This is a genomic window from Mycobacterium barrassiae, assembly GCF_025822765.1.
Lineage (GTDB): Bacteria > Actinomycetota > Actinomycetes > Mycobacteriales > Mycobacteriaceae > Mycobacterium > Mycobacterium barrassiae.
In genome coordinates this window covers 432,766-446,048 of the sequence record NZ_JACKUK010000023.1, presented here as the reverse complement: position 1 = coordinate 446,048, position 13,283 = coordinate 432,766, and the positions used below count along the sequence as shown (strand labels likewise).

General features: G+C 66.1%; 15 protein-coding genes. 13 read left to right on the top strand and 2 right to left on the bottom strand.

Annotation, left to right across the window (positions count from 1 at the left end; genetic code table 11):
- Positions 1 to 2: 2 nt before the first annotated feature.
- Positions 3 to 833, bottom strand: coding sequence for an aldo/keto reductase (locus H7J93_RS12525; protein ID WP_267306595.1), 831 nt, complete (start codon positions 831 to 833; stop codon positions 3 to 5).
- 5 nt (positions 834 to 838) lie between these two features.
- Positions 839 to 1,672: an aldo/keto reductase gene (locus H7J93_RS12520; RefSeq protein WP_267306594.1), complete on the bottom strand. Its 834-nt coding sequence runs from the start codon at positions 1,670 to 1,672 to the stop codon at positions 839 to 841.
- Here H7J93_RS12520 and H7J93_RS12515 point away from each other — a divergent pair.
- From H7J93_RS12515 to H7J93_RS12455, 13 genes are all read left to right on the top strand, one after another.
- Positions 1,671 to 2,768, top strand: coding sequence for an alpha/beta hydrolase (locus H7J93_RS12515; protein ID WP_267306593.1), 1,098 nt, complete (start codon positions 1,671 to 1,673; stop codon positions 2,766 to 2,768). The two genes, H7J93_RS12520 and H7J93_RS12515, sit on opposite strands and share 2 nt — an antisense overlap.
- 34 nt (positions 2,769 to 2,802) lie before the next feature.
- Positions 2,803 to 3,591, top strand: coding sequence for a DsbA family protein (locus H7J93_RS12510; RefSeq protein WP_267306592.1), 789 nt, complete (start codon positions 2,803 to 2,805; stop codon positions 3,589 to 3,591).
- Entirely contained in the window at positions 3,588 to 4,220 is a 633-nt protein-coding gene (locus H7J93_RS12505) for a vitamin K epoxide reductase family protein (protein WP_267306591.1), read from the top strand. The genes H7J93_RS12510 and H7J93_RS12505 overlap by 4 nt, the downstream gene beginning before the upstream one ends.
- A gap of 22 nt (positions 4,221 to 4,242) precedes the next feature.
- Positions 4,243 to 7,626: a pyruvate carboxylase gene (locus H7J93_RS12500; protein ID WP_267306590.1), complete on the top strand. Its 3,384-nt coding sequence runs from the start codon at positions 4,243 to 4,245 to the stop codon at positions 7,624 to 7,626.
- On the top strand, positions 7,623 to 8,198 hold the full coding sequence (gene rsmD / locus H7J93_RS12495; protein WP_267306988.1) for a 16S rRNA (guanine(966)-N(2))-methyltransferase RsmD: 576 nt from the start codon (positions 7,623 to 7,625) through the stop codon (positions 8,196 to 8,198). Before H7J93_RS12500 ends, rsmD begins: the two co-directional genes overlap by 4 nt.
- A gap of 51 nt (positions 8,199 to 8,249) precedes the next feature.
- Positions 8,250 to 8,726 carry a pantetheine-phosphate adenylyltransferase gene (gene coaD, locus H7J93_RS12490; protein ID WP_267306589.1) on the top strand — a complete coding sequence of 159 codons (477 nt, stop codon included), beginning with the start codon at positions 8,250 to 8,252 and terminating at the stop codon, positions 8,724 to 8,726.
- 83 nt (positions 8,727 to 8,809) lie between these two features.
- Positions 8,810 to 9,376: a hemerythrin domain-containing protein gene (locus H7J93_RS12485; protein ID WP_267306588.1), complete on the top strand. Its 567-nt coding sequence runs from the start codon at positions 8,810 to 8,812 to the stop codon at positions 9,374 to 9,376.
- A 225-nt stretch (positions 9,377 to 9,601) separates the two neighbouring features.
- Entirely contained in the window at positions 9,602 to 10,339 is a 738-nt protein-coding gene (sepIVA, locus tag H7J93_RS12480; RefSeq protein ID WP_267306587.1) for a cell division protein SepIVA, read from the top strand.
- A 30-nt stretch (positions 10,340 to 10,369) separates the two neighbouring features.
- Positions 10,370 to 10,957 (top strand): YceD family protein, encoded by a 588-nt coding sequence (locus H7J93_RS12475; RefSeq protein WP_267306586.1) that lies wholly within the window; start codon positions 10,370 to 10,372, stop codon positions 10,955 to 10,957.
- A complete protein-coding gene (gene rnc, locus H7J93_RS12470) occupies positions 10,950 to 11,654 on the top strand; it encodes a ribonuclease III (RefSeq protein WP_267306585.1) in 705 nt (234 codons plus the stop codon). Before H7J93_RS12475 ends, rnc begins: the two co-directional genes overlap by 8 nt.
- Positions 11,647 to 12,504 (top strand): DNA-formamidopyrimidine glycosylase, encoded by an 858-nt coding sequence (gene mutM / locus H7J93_RS12465; RefSeq protein ID WP_267306584.1) that lies wholly within the window; start codon positions 11,647 to 11,649, stop codon positions 12,502 to 12,504. The genes rnc and mutM overlap by 8 nt, the downstream gene beginning before the upstream one ends.
- Before the next feature lie 75 nt (positions 12,505 to 12,579).
- Positions 12,580 to 12,996 carry an OsmC family protein gene (locus H7J93_RS12460; RefSeq protein WP_267306583.1) on the top strand — a complete coding sequence of 139 codons (417 nt, stop codon included), beginning with the start codon at positions 12,580 to 12,582 and terminating at the stop codon, positions 12,994 to 12,996.
- Entirely contained in the window at positions 12,980 to 13,264 is a 285-nt protein-coding gene (locus tag H7J93_RS12455; protein WP_267306987.1) for an acylphosphatase, read from the top strand. The genes H7J93_RS12460 and H7J93_RS12455 overlap by 17 nt, the downstream gene beginning before the upstream one ends.
- Positions 13,265 to 13,283 lie beyond the last annotated feature (19 nt).

Below are 13,283 nucleotides of genomic sequence, written 5' to 3'. Positions count from 1 at the left end.
GGTTAGGAGCCCGTGTAGGTTTCGGGGTCCGGCCGGAAGCGGGTGCCGTCGTTCAGGCCGTTGAGGGTCGCCATCTCGTCCTCGGTCAACTCGAAGTCGAAGACCGCGATGTTCTCCTTGATCCGCTCGGGCGACTTGGAGCGCGGAATGACGACGTTGCCGAGCTGGATGCTCCATCGAATCAGCACCTGCGCCGGCGTCTTCCCGTGCGCCTGCGCCACGGATCCGATCGTCGGGTTGTCCAGAAGGTTGCCCACGCCCAGGGGGCCGTAGGCCTCCGTGACGATCTCGTGTTCGGCGTTGGTCGCGCGCAACTCGGCCTGATTCAGCAGCGGATGCAACTCGATCTGGTTGACCGCCGGCGGGAAATACGACAGGTCGATGATGTTCGACAGGTCCTCGGTGTGGAAGTTCGCCACCCCGATCGACCTGGTGTCACCGTCTTGCTTGCGCTTCATCATGCCGCCCCACGCATCGACGTACCGATCGGGGTTACCGGCCGGCCAGTGGATGAGGTAGAGGTCGACGTAGTCGAGGCCAAGCCGTTCCAGGCTGGCCTTCAGAGCGTCCTGTGACGCCTGAAAGCCCTGGTCAGGGATGTCCAGCTTGGTGGTGACGTACACCTCTTCGCGCGGAATCCCCGATGAGGCGATCGCACGGCCGACCGCGGCTTCGTTTCCGTATGCCTTCGCGGTGTCGAACAATCGGTAGCCCGCCTCCAGCGCGGCACTCACCGCCTGTTCGGTTTCGGCCTCGGAGAGTTCGCCGACGCCGAGACCGATGACCGGGAGGGTGTTGCCGTCATTGAGCGTGACGGTGGGCGTTTGGGTCATGACACCTAACCTGTGAAATCGAAGGTCCGTGGATCGGGACCCAACCGTGTGCCGCCCTCGCCCAGCGAGGAAATGGACGCCATGTCCTGCTCGCTCAGTTCAAGATCGAACACGTCGAAGTTACTCACAATTCGCTCGGGGGTCACCGACTTCGGGATGACTATATTGCCGATTTGGATATGCCACCTAATCAGTACTTGGGCCGGTGTCTTGCCGTGGCGGTCGGCCACTTCGGTCACCTTGGGGTGGTCCAAAAGCGCGCCCTGGCCGAGTGGGGCCCACGCCTCGGTGGCGATGCCCATCTGCTGATGCACCTCACGAAGCTCCTGCTGCTGAAAAAGGGGATGCAGCTCGATCTGGTTGACGGATGGAACGATGCCCGTGGCGTCGACCAGAATTCGCAGGTGCTCGGGCTCGAAGTTGCTGACGCCGATCGAGCGGATGCGGCCTTGGTCGCGTAGCTGCGCGAACGCCTTGAAGGTGTCGACGAACGTATTGCGCGCAGGCAGCGGCCAGTGGATCAGGTAGAGGTCGACGTAGTCGAGACCGAGCCGCTCCGCGCTGGCGTCGAACGCCTTCAGCGTCTTGTCGTAGCCCTGCTCGGAGTTCCACAGCTTCGTCGTGATGAACACGTCGTCGCGGGGCAGGCCGGATGCCGCAAACGCCTGGCCGACACCGCGTTCGTTACGGTAGGCCGCGGCGGTATCGATGTGTCGGTATCCGGCCTCGAACGCAAGACTCACCGCGCGTTCGGTTTCCTCAGGCGGTGTCTGGAAAACACCGAAACCAACCTGCGGGATCGCATTACCGTCATTGAGCGTGATCGAGGGAGAAGCCATGACGAAGAGTCTGCCAGTTCAACAACCGCGGGTCCTCAGCCGTAAGGAGACGATCCTCAATACGGCCGCAGGCGTCACCCTGCGCGCGTTGCCGCGGATCCCTAACCCGGTCAAGCGCGCGATGCTCGGCGGCAAGTCCGTCACCATCGACGGCAACACGCTGGACGCCACGCTGCAGTTGATGCTGGCGGGCCAGCGTGCGGTCGGCATCAACGGACTCGTGACGGACAACGACGTGGCCGTCTGCAGAGACAACCTCGAGATTCTGAGCGCCAGCTTCAAACAGCACATCCCGGTCGCGGCGGTGACCAATCTCTCCATTCCCGGTCCTGCAGGCGAGATGCGCGCCAGGCACTATCGCCCGGTCGACGGAGATGGAGCGCCGCTGCTCGTCTTCTACCACGGCGGCGGCCAGGTCATTGGAAGCATCGACACCCACGACGACCTGTGCAGGAAGATTTGCCGCGAGGGGCGGATGCACGTGTTGTCGGTCGACTACCGGCTCGCACCGGAGCACAAGGCCCCGGCGGGTGCCGACGACGCGCTGGCGGCCTTCCAATGGGCACTCGACAACGCCGCCGAGTTGGGTGCCGACCCGGACCGCGTCGCCGTCGGAGGCGACAGCGCAGGCGGCAACCTGGCGGCGGTGGTGGCGATGCGCGCCCGTACCGAGGCAGCCCGCCTGCCGGCCGTGCAGCTGCTCTTCTACCCGGTGGTGAACTACCGCGACGAGACACGCTCACAGATCCTGTTCGCCGACGGATTCTTTCTCACCAAGGCCGACATCGACTGGTTCAGCGACCACTTCCTCGACGGTGCGGACGTCGACGCGTCCGATCCCCGGGTGTCTCCGCTGCTCGCCGACGATTTGTCCGGTTTGCCGCCGGCGCTGGTGCTGACGGCCGGCTTCGACCCGTTGCGCGACGAGGGCAGGCAGTATGCCGACGCGATGCGTAAAGCGGGCGTGGCCGTCGACTACCGGGAGTTCGGCTCGCTGGTGCACGGTTTCGCCAACCTGTTCGCGCTGGGCGGGGACAGCGCGACCGCCACCGCGGAGTCGATCTCGGCGCTGCGCGCGCATCTGGCCCGCACGTGACGGACCTCGGAAAGGTCGCCGGTACTCTTGTCGCGTGGCTTCGAAACCAAAATACGATCTGAAGGCGTCCGATCGCAGGCGGAATCTGGCAGTTCAGATCGGTCTGACGGCGATCGTGGTGATCTTCGCCGTGGCTATCGTGCTCTACATAGTGCTGTCGGCCGACGAAAAGCCGACCGCGGGCGAAGCCGAATCCATCCGGGTCGCCTCGGCCCAGTTGATCAAGAAGGACGGCACCGACGAGCCCAAGGCCACGCTGTCGCTGTATGAGGACTTCCTGTGCCCGGCCTGCCGCAACTTCGAGCAGAACTTCGGGCCCACCATCAACAAGCTGATCGATTCCGGGGCCGTCGCCGCCGACTACTACATGGTCTCGATCCTGGACCGTCAGGGCCAGGGGTACTCGACGCGGGCCGCCAACGCGGCGTACTGCGTCGCCGGTGATTCGATCGATGCGTTCCGCAGGTTCCATGCCGCGCTGTACGCCCAGCAGCCAGAGGAGGGTGTCGGCCCGTTCCCCGACAACGCCAGGTTGGCCGAGCTCGCGCGTCAGGCCGGTGCCGGAGGGCAGGTGCCCGAGTGCATCAAGAAGGAGACCAACGCCGACATGGTGTCGGGCCTGGCCGCCGCGACCGGGGTGAAAGCGACGCCGACGATTCGCATCAACGGCGAGGATTACAACCCCACGACTCCTGACGCCCTGATCGCCAAGATCGAGGAGATCGTCGGCAACGTGCCCGCGCTCGACGCCGGCGCCCCGCCTCCCGCCGCCGACCCCACCCCGCTCGTTCCTCCCACACCCGCGCCGGCGCCGAAGCCGTGACCATCGCCGCACCCAGCACCGTGCAACCGAGCGATCCCGCCTCGGCACGGTCGACGGGTGCCGCGGTGGGCAGACCCAGCGCCATCTGGGTGCTGATCGCCGGTGTGCTGGGCCTGGCCGCGTCGGTGACGCTCACGGTCGAGAAGATCGAGATCCTGATCAACCCGGACTACGTCCCGACCTGCAGCCTCAACCCGGTGCTGTCGTGCGGATCGGTGATGATCACCCCGCAGGCCTCGGTCTTCGGTTTTCCGAACTCGCTGATCGGCATCGTGTCGTTCACCGTCGTGCTCGTGACCGGGATACTCGCGGTCGCCAAGGTGGCCCTGCCGCGGTGGTATTGGACCGGACTGGCGATCGGTTCGCTGCTCGGCACCGTATTCGTGCACTGGCTGGCGTGGCAGAGCCTCTACAACATCGGCGCGCTGTGCCCGTACTGCATGGTGGTGTGGGCCGTGACGATTCCGCTATTCGTCGTCGCGACGTCGATCGCCGCGGCCCCTGCGACCTCCAACGGTGTTGTGCGCGTGCTTCATTCGTGGCGCTGGTCGTTGGTGGCGCTGTGGTTCACCGCAGTGATTCTGCTGATCCTGGTGCGCTTCTGGGACTACTGGTCCACACTCCTCTAAACGACGACGGGGGCTGCAGCGCGTGATAACCAAGGTCCTGGTGGCCAATCGTGGCGAGATCGCGATCCGAGCATTTCGAGCCGCCTACGAGATGGGCATCACGACCATCGCGGTGTACGCCCATGAGGACCGCAACTCCCAGCACCGGCTGAAGGCCGACGAGTCGTATCAGATCGGCGAGACGGGCCACCCGGTGCGCGCGTATCTGTCCGTCGACGAGATCATCCGCGTCGCACGGCAGGCGGGTGCCGACGCCGTCTACCCGGGATATGGCTTCCTGTCGGAGAATCCGCAACTGGCCGCGGCGTGCGCGGAGGCGGGGATCACGTTCATCGGGCCGAGCGCGGAGATCCTCGAACTGACGGGCAACAAGGCCCGGGCCATCGCGGCGGCGCGTGATGCGGGTCTGCCGGTGCTGAATTCGTCGGCGCCGTCATCGTCGGTCGACGAACTGGTGGCGGCATCCGCGGAGATGGAATTCCCGTTGTTCGTCAAAGCCGTATCCGGTGGCGGCGGGCGCGGCATGCGGCGGGTGTCGGATGCGTCCGCGCTGCCCGAGGCGATCGAAGCGGCCAGTCGGGAGGCGGAGTCGGCATTCGGCGATCCGATGGTCTATCTCGAACAGGCGGTGCTCAACCCGCGCCACATCGAAGTGCAGATCCTGGCCGACCGGCACGGCGACGTCATGCATCTGTTCGAGCGGGACTGCAGCCTGCAGCGCCGCCATCAGAAGGTGATCGAGTTGGCGCCCGCGCCAAACCTTTCCGCCGAGCTGCGCGACAAGATGTGCGCCGACGCGGTCGCGTTTGCGCGTCAGATCGACTACACCTACGCGGGCACCGTGGAGTTCCTGCTCGACGAGCGCGGCCACTACGTGTTCATCGAGATGAATCCGCGCATCCAGGTCGAGCACACGGTGACCGAGGAGATCACCGACGTCGACCTGGTGGCCAGTCAGTTGCGCATCGCCGACGGAGAGACACTGGAAAGCCTTGGGCTGAGCCAGGATACGCTGCAGATACGCGGTGCGGCCATGCAGTGCCGGATCACCACCGAGGACCCTGCGAACGGCTTCCGTCCAGACACCGGGCGCATCACCAGCTATCGGTCACCGGGCGGTGCGGGTATTCGTCTCGACGGTGCAACGCATCTGGGCGCAGAGATCGGCGCGCACTTCGACTCCCTGTTGGTCAAGCTGACGTGCCGTGGACGCGACTACGCGGCGGCGGTTGCCCGGTCCCGTCGCGCGTTGGCGGAGTTTCGGGTGCGCGGGGTATCGACGAACATCCCGTTCTTGTTGGCTGTGGTCAACGATCCCGATTTTCGTGCCGGTCGGGTGACGACGTCGTTCATCGATGACCGGCCGTATCTGTTGACCGCGCATACCCCGGCCGATCGGGGTACCAAGATCCTCAACTATTTGGCTGATGTGACGGTCAATCAGCCGCACGGGGCGCGGCCGTCGACGGTGTATCCGCAGGACAAGTTGCCTGATATCGATCTGTCGTCGCCTGCGCCGCCGGGATCCAAACAGCGGTTGGTGCAACTGGGCCCCGACGGATTCGCGGCCTGGATGCGCGAGTCCAAGGCGGTCGGGGTCACCGATACGACGTTCCGCGACGCACACCAATCGTTGTTGGCGACGCGATTGCGCACCACGGGTCTGGTGATGGTGGCGCCCTACATAGCGCGGATGACCCCGCAATTGTTGTCAGTGGAGTGCTGGGGTGGGGCGACTTACGATGTGGCGCTTCGGTTCTTGAAGGAAGATCCGTGGGAGCGGCTGGCCGCGCTGCGTGAGGCGCTGCCCAACATCTGTCTGCAGATGCTGCTGCGCGGGCGCAACACGGTGGGGTATACGCCGTATCCGGAGTCGGTCACCCGGGCGTTTGTGGAAGAGGCGACCGCGACGGGCATCGATATCTATCGCATCTTCGATGCGTTGAACAATGTGGAGTCGATGCGCCCGGCCATCGACGCGGTCCGCGAGACGGGTTGCTCGATCGCCGAGGTGGCGATGAGCTACACCGGGGATTTGACCGACCCGGGTGAAAATCTTTACACCCTGGACTATTACCTGAAGCTGGCCGAGCAGATCGTCGACGCGGGCGCGCATGTGTTGGCGATCAAGGACATGGCGGGGTTGTTGCGTCCGCACGCGGCCACGGTGTTGGTGGGTGCGCTGCGCAGTCGGTTTGACCTACCGGTGCATGTGCACACCCACGACACCCCCGGTGGGCAGCTGGCGACGTATGTGGCGGCCTGGCAGGCCGGCGCGGACGCGGTGGATGGCGCGTCGGCACCGCTGGCCGGGACCACCAGCCAGCCTGCGCTGAGTTCGATTGTGGCCGCAGCTGCGCACACCGAATACGAGACGGGCCTGTCGTTGTCGGCGGTGTGTGATTTGGAGCCGTACTTCGAGGCGCTGCGCAAGGTGTATGCGCCGTTCGAGTCGGGGCTGCCCGCACCCACGGGGCGGGTGTATCACCATGAGATTCCCGGCGGTCAGTTGTCGAACCTGCGCCAGCAGGCCATCGCGCTGGGGTTGGGGGATCGGTTCGAGGAGATCGAGGCCAATTACGCGGCGGCCGACCGGATTTTGGGTCGGTTGGTGAAGGTGACCCCGTCGAGCAAGGTGGTCGGGGATCTGGCGCTGGCGCTGGTCGGCGCCGGGGTCAGCGCCGAGGAATTCGCCGCCGACCCGGCGCGGTTCGACATCCCGGATTCGGTGATCGGGTTTCTGCGCGGCGAACTCGGTGACCCGCCGGGGGGGTGGCCCGAGCCGTTGCGCACCAAGGCGCTGGCCGGGCGTTCGCCCGCGCGGCCTATCGAGGAGCTGTCCGCGCAGGACGAGGCGGCGCTGACCCAGCCGGGGCCGATCCGCCAGGCCACGTTGAACCGGTTGCTGTTTCCGGGGCCGACCAAGGAATTCGAAGCCCATCGGGAGCTGTACGGGGATACCTCGAGCTTGTCGGCCAACCAGTTCTTCTACGGGCTGCGCAGCGGCGAGGAGCATCGGGTGCGCCTGGAGCGTGGTGTCGAGTTGTTGATCGGGCTGGAGGCGATCTCTGATCCCGACGAACGCGGCATGCGCACCGTGATGTGCATCTTCAACGGTCAGCTGCGCCCGGTGTTGGTGCGCGACACCAGCATCGCCAGCGAGGTGCCCGCCGCCGAGAAGGCCGACCGGTCCAACCCCGACCACGTCGCGGCCCCCTTCGCGGGTGTGGTGACCGTCGGGGTCGCCGCCGGTGACACCGTCGAAGCCGGACAGACCATCGCCACCATCGAGGCGATGAAGATGGAGGCCGCGATCACCGCGCCGAAGGCCGGCGAGGTCAGCCGCGTCGCCGTGTCAGCCACCGCACAAGTCGAGGGCGGGGACCTGCTGGTGGTGGTCAGCTGACCCGCATCGTCGCAGGCGCCCTCGGTGGACGGCGAATCACGGTGCCGCGCACCGGAACCCGACCCACCACCGATCGAGTGCGGGAATCGCTGTTCAATCTCCTGGCGGCACGGATGGATCTCGACGGTATCGCGGTGCTCGATTTGTACGCCGGATCGGGCGCGCTTGGCCTGGAAGCGATGTCGCGCGGGGCGGTGTCGGTGACGTTCGTGGAGTCCGACGCACGCGCCGTGAGCGTCATCGACAAGAACATCGCGGCGCTCGGCGTGAAGGGGGCGACGGTGCGCCGCGGAGCCGTCGCGTCGGTACTGGCGTCAGCGATCGCGCGGCCCGTCGACCTGGTGCTCGCCGACCCGCCCTATGACGTCGACGGCGCCGAGATCGAAACCGTGCTGGCCACGCTCACGCAGGGCGGGTGGGTGACGACCGGAGCCGTCGCCGTCGTCGAACGCCCGGCGTCGGTTCCGGCGCTGACGTGGCCCGATGGGTGGCGGGTGTGGCCGTCGCGTACCTACGGCGACACCCGGCTGGAACTCGCCGATTACGACGCCGCCGCGGTTGTGACGCCGTAGTCGAATGTCGCCGCCCCGTAGCAGCCGAGCTGCCCTGTACCGTCTTCCCCCATGAGCGGCGCCGTATGCCCGGGTTCATTCGACCCGGTAACCCTCGGCCATATCGACGTCTTCGAGCGCGCGGCGGCCCAGTTCGACGAGGTCGTCGTGGCAGTACTGATCAATCCCAACAAGAAGGGGATGTTCACCCTCGACGAGCGCATCGCAATGATCGAGGAGTCCACGACGCACCTGCCGAATCTGCGCGCGGAATCCGGTGAAGGACTGGTCGTCGACTTCGTCAAGAGCCGCGGCCTGACCGCGATCGTCAAGGGTCTGCGCACGGGGACCGACTTCGAATACGAACTGCAGATGGCGCAGATGAACAAGCACATCGCGGGCGTCGACACCTTCTTCGTCGCCACCACACCGACGTATTCGTTCGTGTCGTCGTCGCTGGCGAAGGAGGTCGCCACACTCGGCGGCGACGTCTCTGCGCTGCTGCCCGAGCCCGTCAACGTGCGGCTTCAGGGCAAGCTCAAGGGTTAAGCACCTCGCTCACGGGGTAGGTAGAAGGCGGCGCACAGCCCATTGCGCCCCAACTATTTCCCATGAGTTTTGGAGGTTTTGCCGTGGTTGAGACATTTGTTCAGTCCACCGACGATGTCGTGAAGTTCCTCAAGGATCAGCACAATCTGATCAAGGACATGTTCGAGGAGGTGCTCCACGCCTCGGACGCGAAGGCGCGGGAGGAAGCCTTCGTCGAACTGCGCCAGCTGCTGGCCGTGCACGAGACCGCCGAGGAGATGGTGGTCCACCCGCGGGTCCGCCACGAGGCGGCCAAGGGCGACGAGATCGTCGACGCGCGCCTGGCAGAGGAGCACGAGGCCAAGAAGATGCTGTCGGCTCTCGAGGACATGGACATCGACTCCAAGGAGTTCCTCGAGGAGCTCACCAAGTTCCGCGACGCCGTCATCGAGCACGCCGAGCACGAGGAGAACGAGGAGTTCACCAAGCTCGAACGCAATCTCTCGGCCGACGATCGCGGCCGGATGGCCAAGGCGGTGCTGGCGGCGGAGGCCATCGCGCCCACGCGTCCGCATCCGGGCGTGGAGAGCGCCAAGGCGAACTTCGTCGCGGGTCCGTTCGCCTCGATGCTCGATCGGGCGCGCGACGCGATCGCCGCAGCGGTCCGCTAGTCACGCACAAGACTGCACCCTGAGATTCACTGTCGGGCCCGACCTACGGCGCTGCCGCTTCGTGTTGACATAATGTTCGCGGCGAAACGCAGACGGACCTGCGGCCTGGGGTAGCGGTGACATAAGAATTATCAGCCCAGACGCGACACACCGTGTCGCTAGCTGAGTCACAGGCGTAACACCAGGCACACTGGTAACTGTCAACTATGCCTGGAGGGTGTTGCCGTGTACCGAGTATTTGAGGCGCTCGACGAATTGGGCGCGATTGTGGAAGAAGCGCGCGGTGTGCCCATGACGGCCGGCTGCGTGGTGCCGCGCGGTGATGTCCTCGAGTTGATCGACGACATCAAGGATGCGATCCCCGGTGAACTCGACGACGCCCAGGATGTGCTGGACGCGCGCGACACGCTGCTGAGGGAGGCCAAGGAGCATTCCAGCTCGACGGTCTCCGCGGCGGCTGCCGAGGCGGATTCGCTGGTCAATCACGCCAGGGCGGAGGCGGACCGGCTGCTCGCCGACGCGAAGTCGCAGGCTGACCGCATGGTCGCCGAGGCCCGTCAGCACAGCGAGCGCATGGTCGCCGAGGCCCGCGAGGAGGCCGCACGTCTGGCTGCGACCGCCAAGCGGGAGTACGAGGCGAGCACGGGACGCGCCAAGACCGAGGCCGACCGGCTGATCGAGAACGGCAACCTCGCCTACGAGAAGGCCGTCCAGGAGGGCATCAAGGAGCAGCAGCGGCTGGTCGCGCAGACCGAGATCGTCCAGACCGCCACCTTGGAGGCCACCCGTCTTATCGATTCGGCGCACGCCGAGGCGGACCGGCTGCGCGGCGAGTGCGACATCTATGTCGACAACAAGCTGGCCGAATTCGAGGACTTCCTCAACGGCACGCTGCGCTCGGTGGGCCGCGGTCGGCATCAGCTGCGCACCGCCGCGGGCACGCACGACTACGCCGCCCGCTAGCTCAGCGAGGCCGCCGTAAGATCGACTCTTATGGCGACCCATGCGAATGCGCCCGCGCGGCGCGCATCCGGGTCGCCGCTTGTGCTGAATATCTCCAGGCTGGGGCGCAGGCCCGGGTCGATGATGACGTTCGCCGAGACCGTCGCCAGCCCGGTGCGCATCGGGCTGGACCTGATCGCCATCGCCGAGGGCGCTCCGCTGGACCTCGATCTGCGCATCGAGTCCGTCTCCGAGGGTGTGCTGGTCTCCGGCACGGTCTCGGCCCCCACGACGGGTGAATGCGCGCGCTGCCTGACGTCGATCACCGGGCACGTCGACATCGACCTCACCGAGCTGTTCGCCTACCCGGACAGCGCGACCGACGAGACCACCGAGGCCGACGAAATCGGACGCGTCGGCAAGGTCGGTGGCGCCGACACGGTCGACCTCGAACAGCCGATCATCGATGCGGTCGGGTTGGCATTGCCGTTCGCGCCGCTGTGCACTTCGGACTGCATCGGGCTGTGTCCCGACTGCGGGGTGCCGCTGGCGACAGCCGAGCCCGGACACCAGCACGAGAAGCTCGATCCGCGATGGGCCAAGCTGGCCGGCATGTTCGACGAGGACAACCGTGATTGACCGCGCGCCGTTACTCGAGGCGCTGGGTGTCGACCTCCCCGAGGACCTCCTCACCATCTCGCTCACCCACCGCAGCTACTCGTACGAGAACGGCGGCCTGCCCACCAACGAGCGGCTGGAGTTTCTCGGCGACGCGGTACTCGGCCTCACCATCACCGAGGAGCTCTACCACCGGCATCCCGATCGCAGCGAAGGTGATCTGGCCAAACTGCGGGCGAGCATCGTCAACACCCACGCGCTGGCCGATGTGGGCCGCCAGCTGTCAGACGCCGGGCTCGGTGCCTACCTGTTGCTCGGCAAGGGAGAGGAGAACTCCGGCGGCGCCGACAAGGCCAGCATCCTGGCTGACGGTGTCGAATCTCTGCTCGGTGCAATCTATTTGGCGCACGGCATCGCCACCGCGCGGGAGGTGATCCTGCGACTGTTCGCGTCGCTGTTGGACACCGCGCCGACACTGGGGGCAGGGCTGGACTGGAAGAGCAGCCTGCAGGAGCTCACCGCATCCCGCGGGATGGGTGCGCCGGCGTACGTGGTGACGTCGACGGGTCCCGACCACGACAAGGAATTCACCGCGACGGTCATCGTCGCCGATACGGAATACGGCAAGGGCGTCGGCCGCACGAAGAAAGAGGCCGAGCTCAAGGCCGCTGCGGCGGCCTGGAATACGCTCGAATCCGCTTCCGATGTAGATGCCTGAACTTCCCGAAGTCGAGGTTGTTCGTCGGGGCCTGGACGCACACGTCGTCGGCAAGACCATTGCCGCCGTGCGGGTGCACCACCCGCGTGCGGTGCGCCGTCATGAGGCCGGTCCTGCCGATTTGACTGCGCGGCTGCTGAATTCGCGGATTGTCGGGACGGGTCGGCGGGGGAAGTACCTGTGGCTGGCGCTCGACGACGGGTCGGCGCTCGTCGTCCATCTGGGTATGAGCGGGCAGATGCTGCTCGGTCCGTTGCCGCGCGAGGATCATCTGCGCATTGCGGCGCTTCTCGACGACGGCACCGCGCTCAGCTTCGTGGACCAGCGCACGTTCGGCGGCTGGATGCTCGCCGATATGGTCACCGTCGATGGCACCGATGTTCCGGTGCCTGTCGCACACCTGGCCCGCGACCCGCTCGACCCGAAGTTCGATCGCGAGGGTGTCATTACAGTGTTGCGGCGCAAGCACTCCGAGATCAAGCGGCAGCTGCTCGACCAGACCGTGGTGTCGGGTATCGGCAACATCTACGCCGACGAGGCGCTGTGGCGCGCGAAGATCAACGGCGCCCGGTTGGCGTCGTCGCTGACTCGCAAGCAGCTCGGCGCAGTGCTGGACGCCGCGGCCGAGGTGATGACGGAGGCGCTCGGCCAGGGCGGAACATCGTTCGACTCGCTGTACGTGAACGTCAACGGCGAATCGGGATACTTCGAACGATCGCTGGACGCCTATGGCCGCGAGGGTGAGCCGTGCCGGCGGTGCGGTGCGATCATGCGACGCGAGAAGTTCATGAACCGCTCGTCGTTCTATTGCCCGAAATGCCAACCGCGTCCGCGGGTCCGTCGCCCGTAGGTCCTCGAGACTGCGCACAGATCGCGCAAACTCGCGATTTGGCGATCTCTGCGCAATTTCGGCGAAGATGGAGCCATGACCGAACTGTGGGTGGAGCGCACCGGTGTGCGCAGCTATACCGGGCGTAGCTCGCGCGGCGCGCAGGTACTCGTCGGCAACGAGGACGTCGACGGCGTGTTCACCCCCGGCGAGCTGATGAAGATCGCGCTGGCGGCCTGCAGCGGAATGGCCAGTGACGCGCCTCTGCAGCGCCGTCTCGGCGAGGACTACGCGACCACCATCAGGGTGACCGGTCCGCCCGACCGCGAACAGGAGCGCTACCCGCTGCTCGAGGAGCGCATGGAACTTGACCTGTCCGGCCTGTCTGACGACGAGAGGGCCCGGGTGCTCACGGTCGTCGAGCGGGCCATCGATCAGGTCTGCACCGTCGGCCGGACCCTGAAATCCGGTACCAAAGTGACGTTTGAGGTCAATGATGCAGGAGTTAGCTGAGGTACGACTCACCGCGTGGGTCCACGGCCATGTCCAGGGGGTGGGCTTCCGGTGGTGGACTCGCTCCCGCGCCCTTGAGCTCGGGCTGACCGGATACGCGTCCAACCGGCCCGATGGCCGCGTTCAGGTGGTCGCACAGGGTCCGCGACGCGACTGCGAAAAGCTTCTTGAGCTGCTACAAAGCGGGAACACGCCCGGCCGCGTCGACAAAGTCATCGCCGATTGGTCAGAACTGGGCGAAACGCTATCGGGGTTCACCGAGCGTTAGCCCGCGCGGCGGTAGTGTG

What these genes read in the sequence shown, in the direction of transcription:
- H7J93_RS12525 (WP_267306595.1), bottom strand. Translation starts at nt 833, where the DNA reads ATGACCCAAACGCCCACCGTCACGCTCAATGACGGCAACACCCTCCCG.
- H7J93_RS12515 (WP_267306593.1), top strand. Translation starts at nt 1,671, where the DNA reads ATGACGAAGAGTCTGCCAGTTCAACAACCGCGGGTCCTCAGCCGTAAG.
- H7J93_RS12520 (WP_267306594.1), bottom strand. Translation starts at nt 1,672, where the DNA reads ATGGCTTCTCCCTCGATCACGCTCAATGACGGTAATGCGATCCCGCAG.
- coaD (WP_267306589.1), top strand. Translation starts at nt 8,250, where the DNA reads ATGAGCGGCGCCGTATGCCCGGGTTCATTCGACCCGGTAACCCTCGGC.
- H7J93_RS12475 (WP_267306586.1), top strand. Translation starts at nt 10,370, where the DNA reads ATGGCGACCCATGCGAATGCGCCCGCGCGGCGCGCATCCGGGTCGCCG.
- mutM (WP_267306584.1), top strand. Translation starts at nt 11,647, where the DNA reads ATGCCTGAACTTCCCGAAGTCGAGGTTGTTCGTCGGGGCCTGGACGCA.
- H7J93_RS12460 (WP_267306583.1), top strand. Translation starts at nt 12,580, where the DNA reads ATGACCGAACTGTGGGTGGAGCGCACCGGTGTGCGCAGCTATACCGGG.
- H7J93_RS12455 (WP_267306987.1), top strand. Translation starts at nt 12,980, where the DNA reads ATGCAGGAGTTAGCTGAGGTACGACTCACCGCGTGGGTCCACGGCCAT.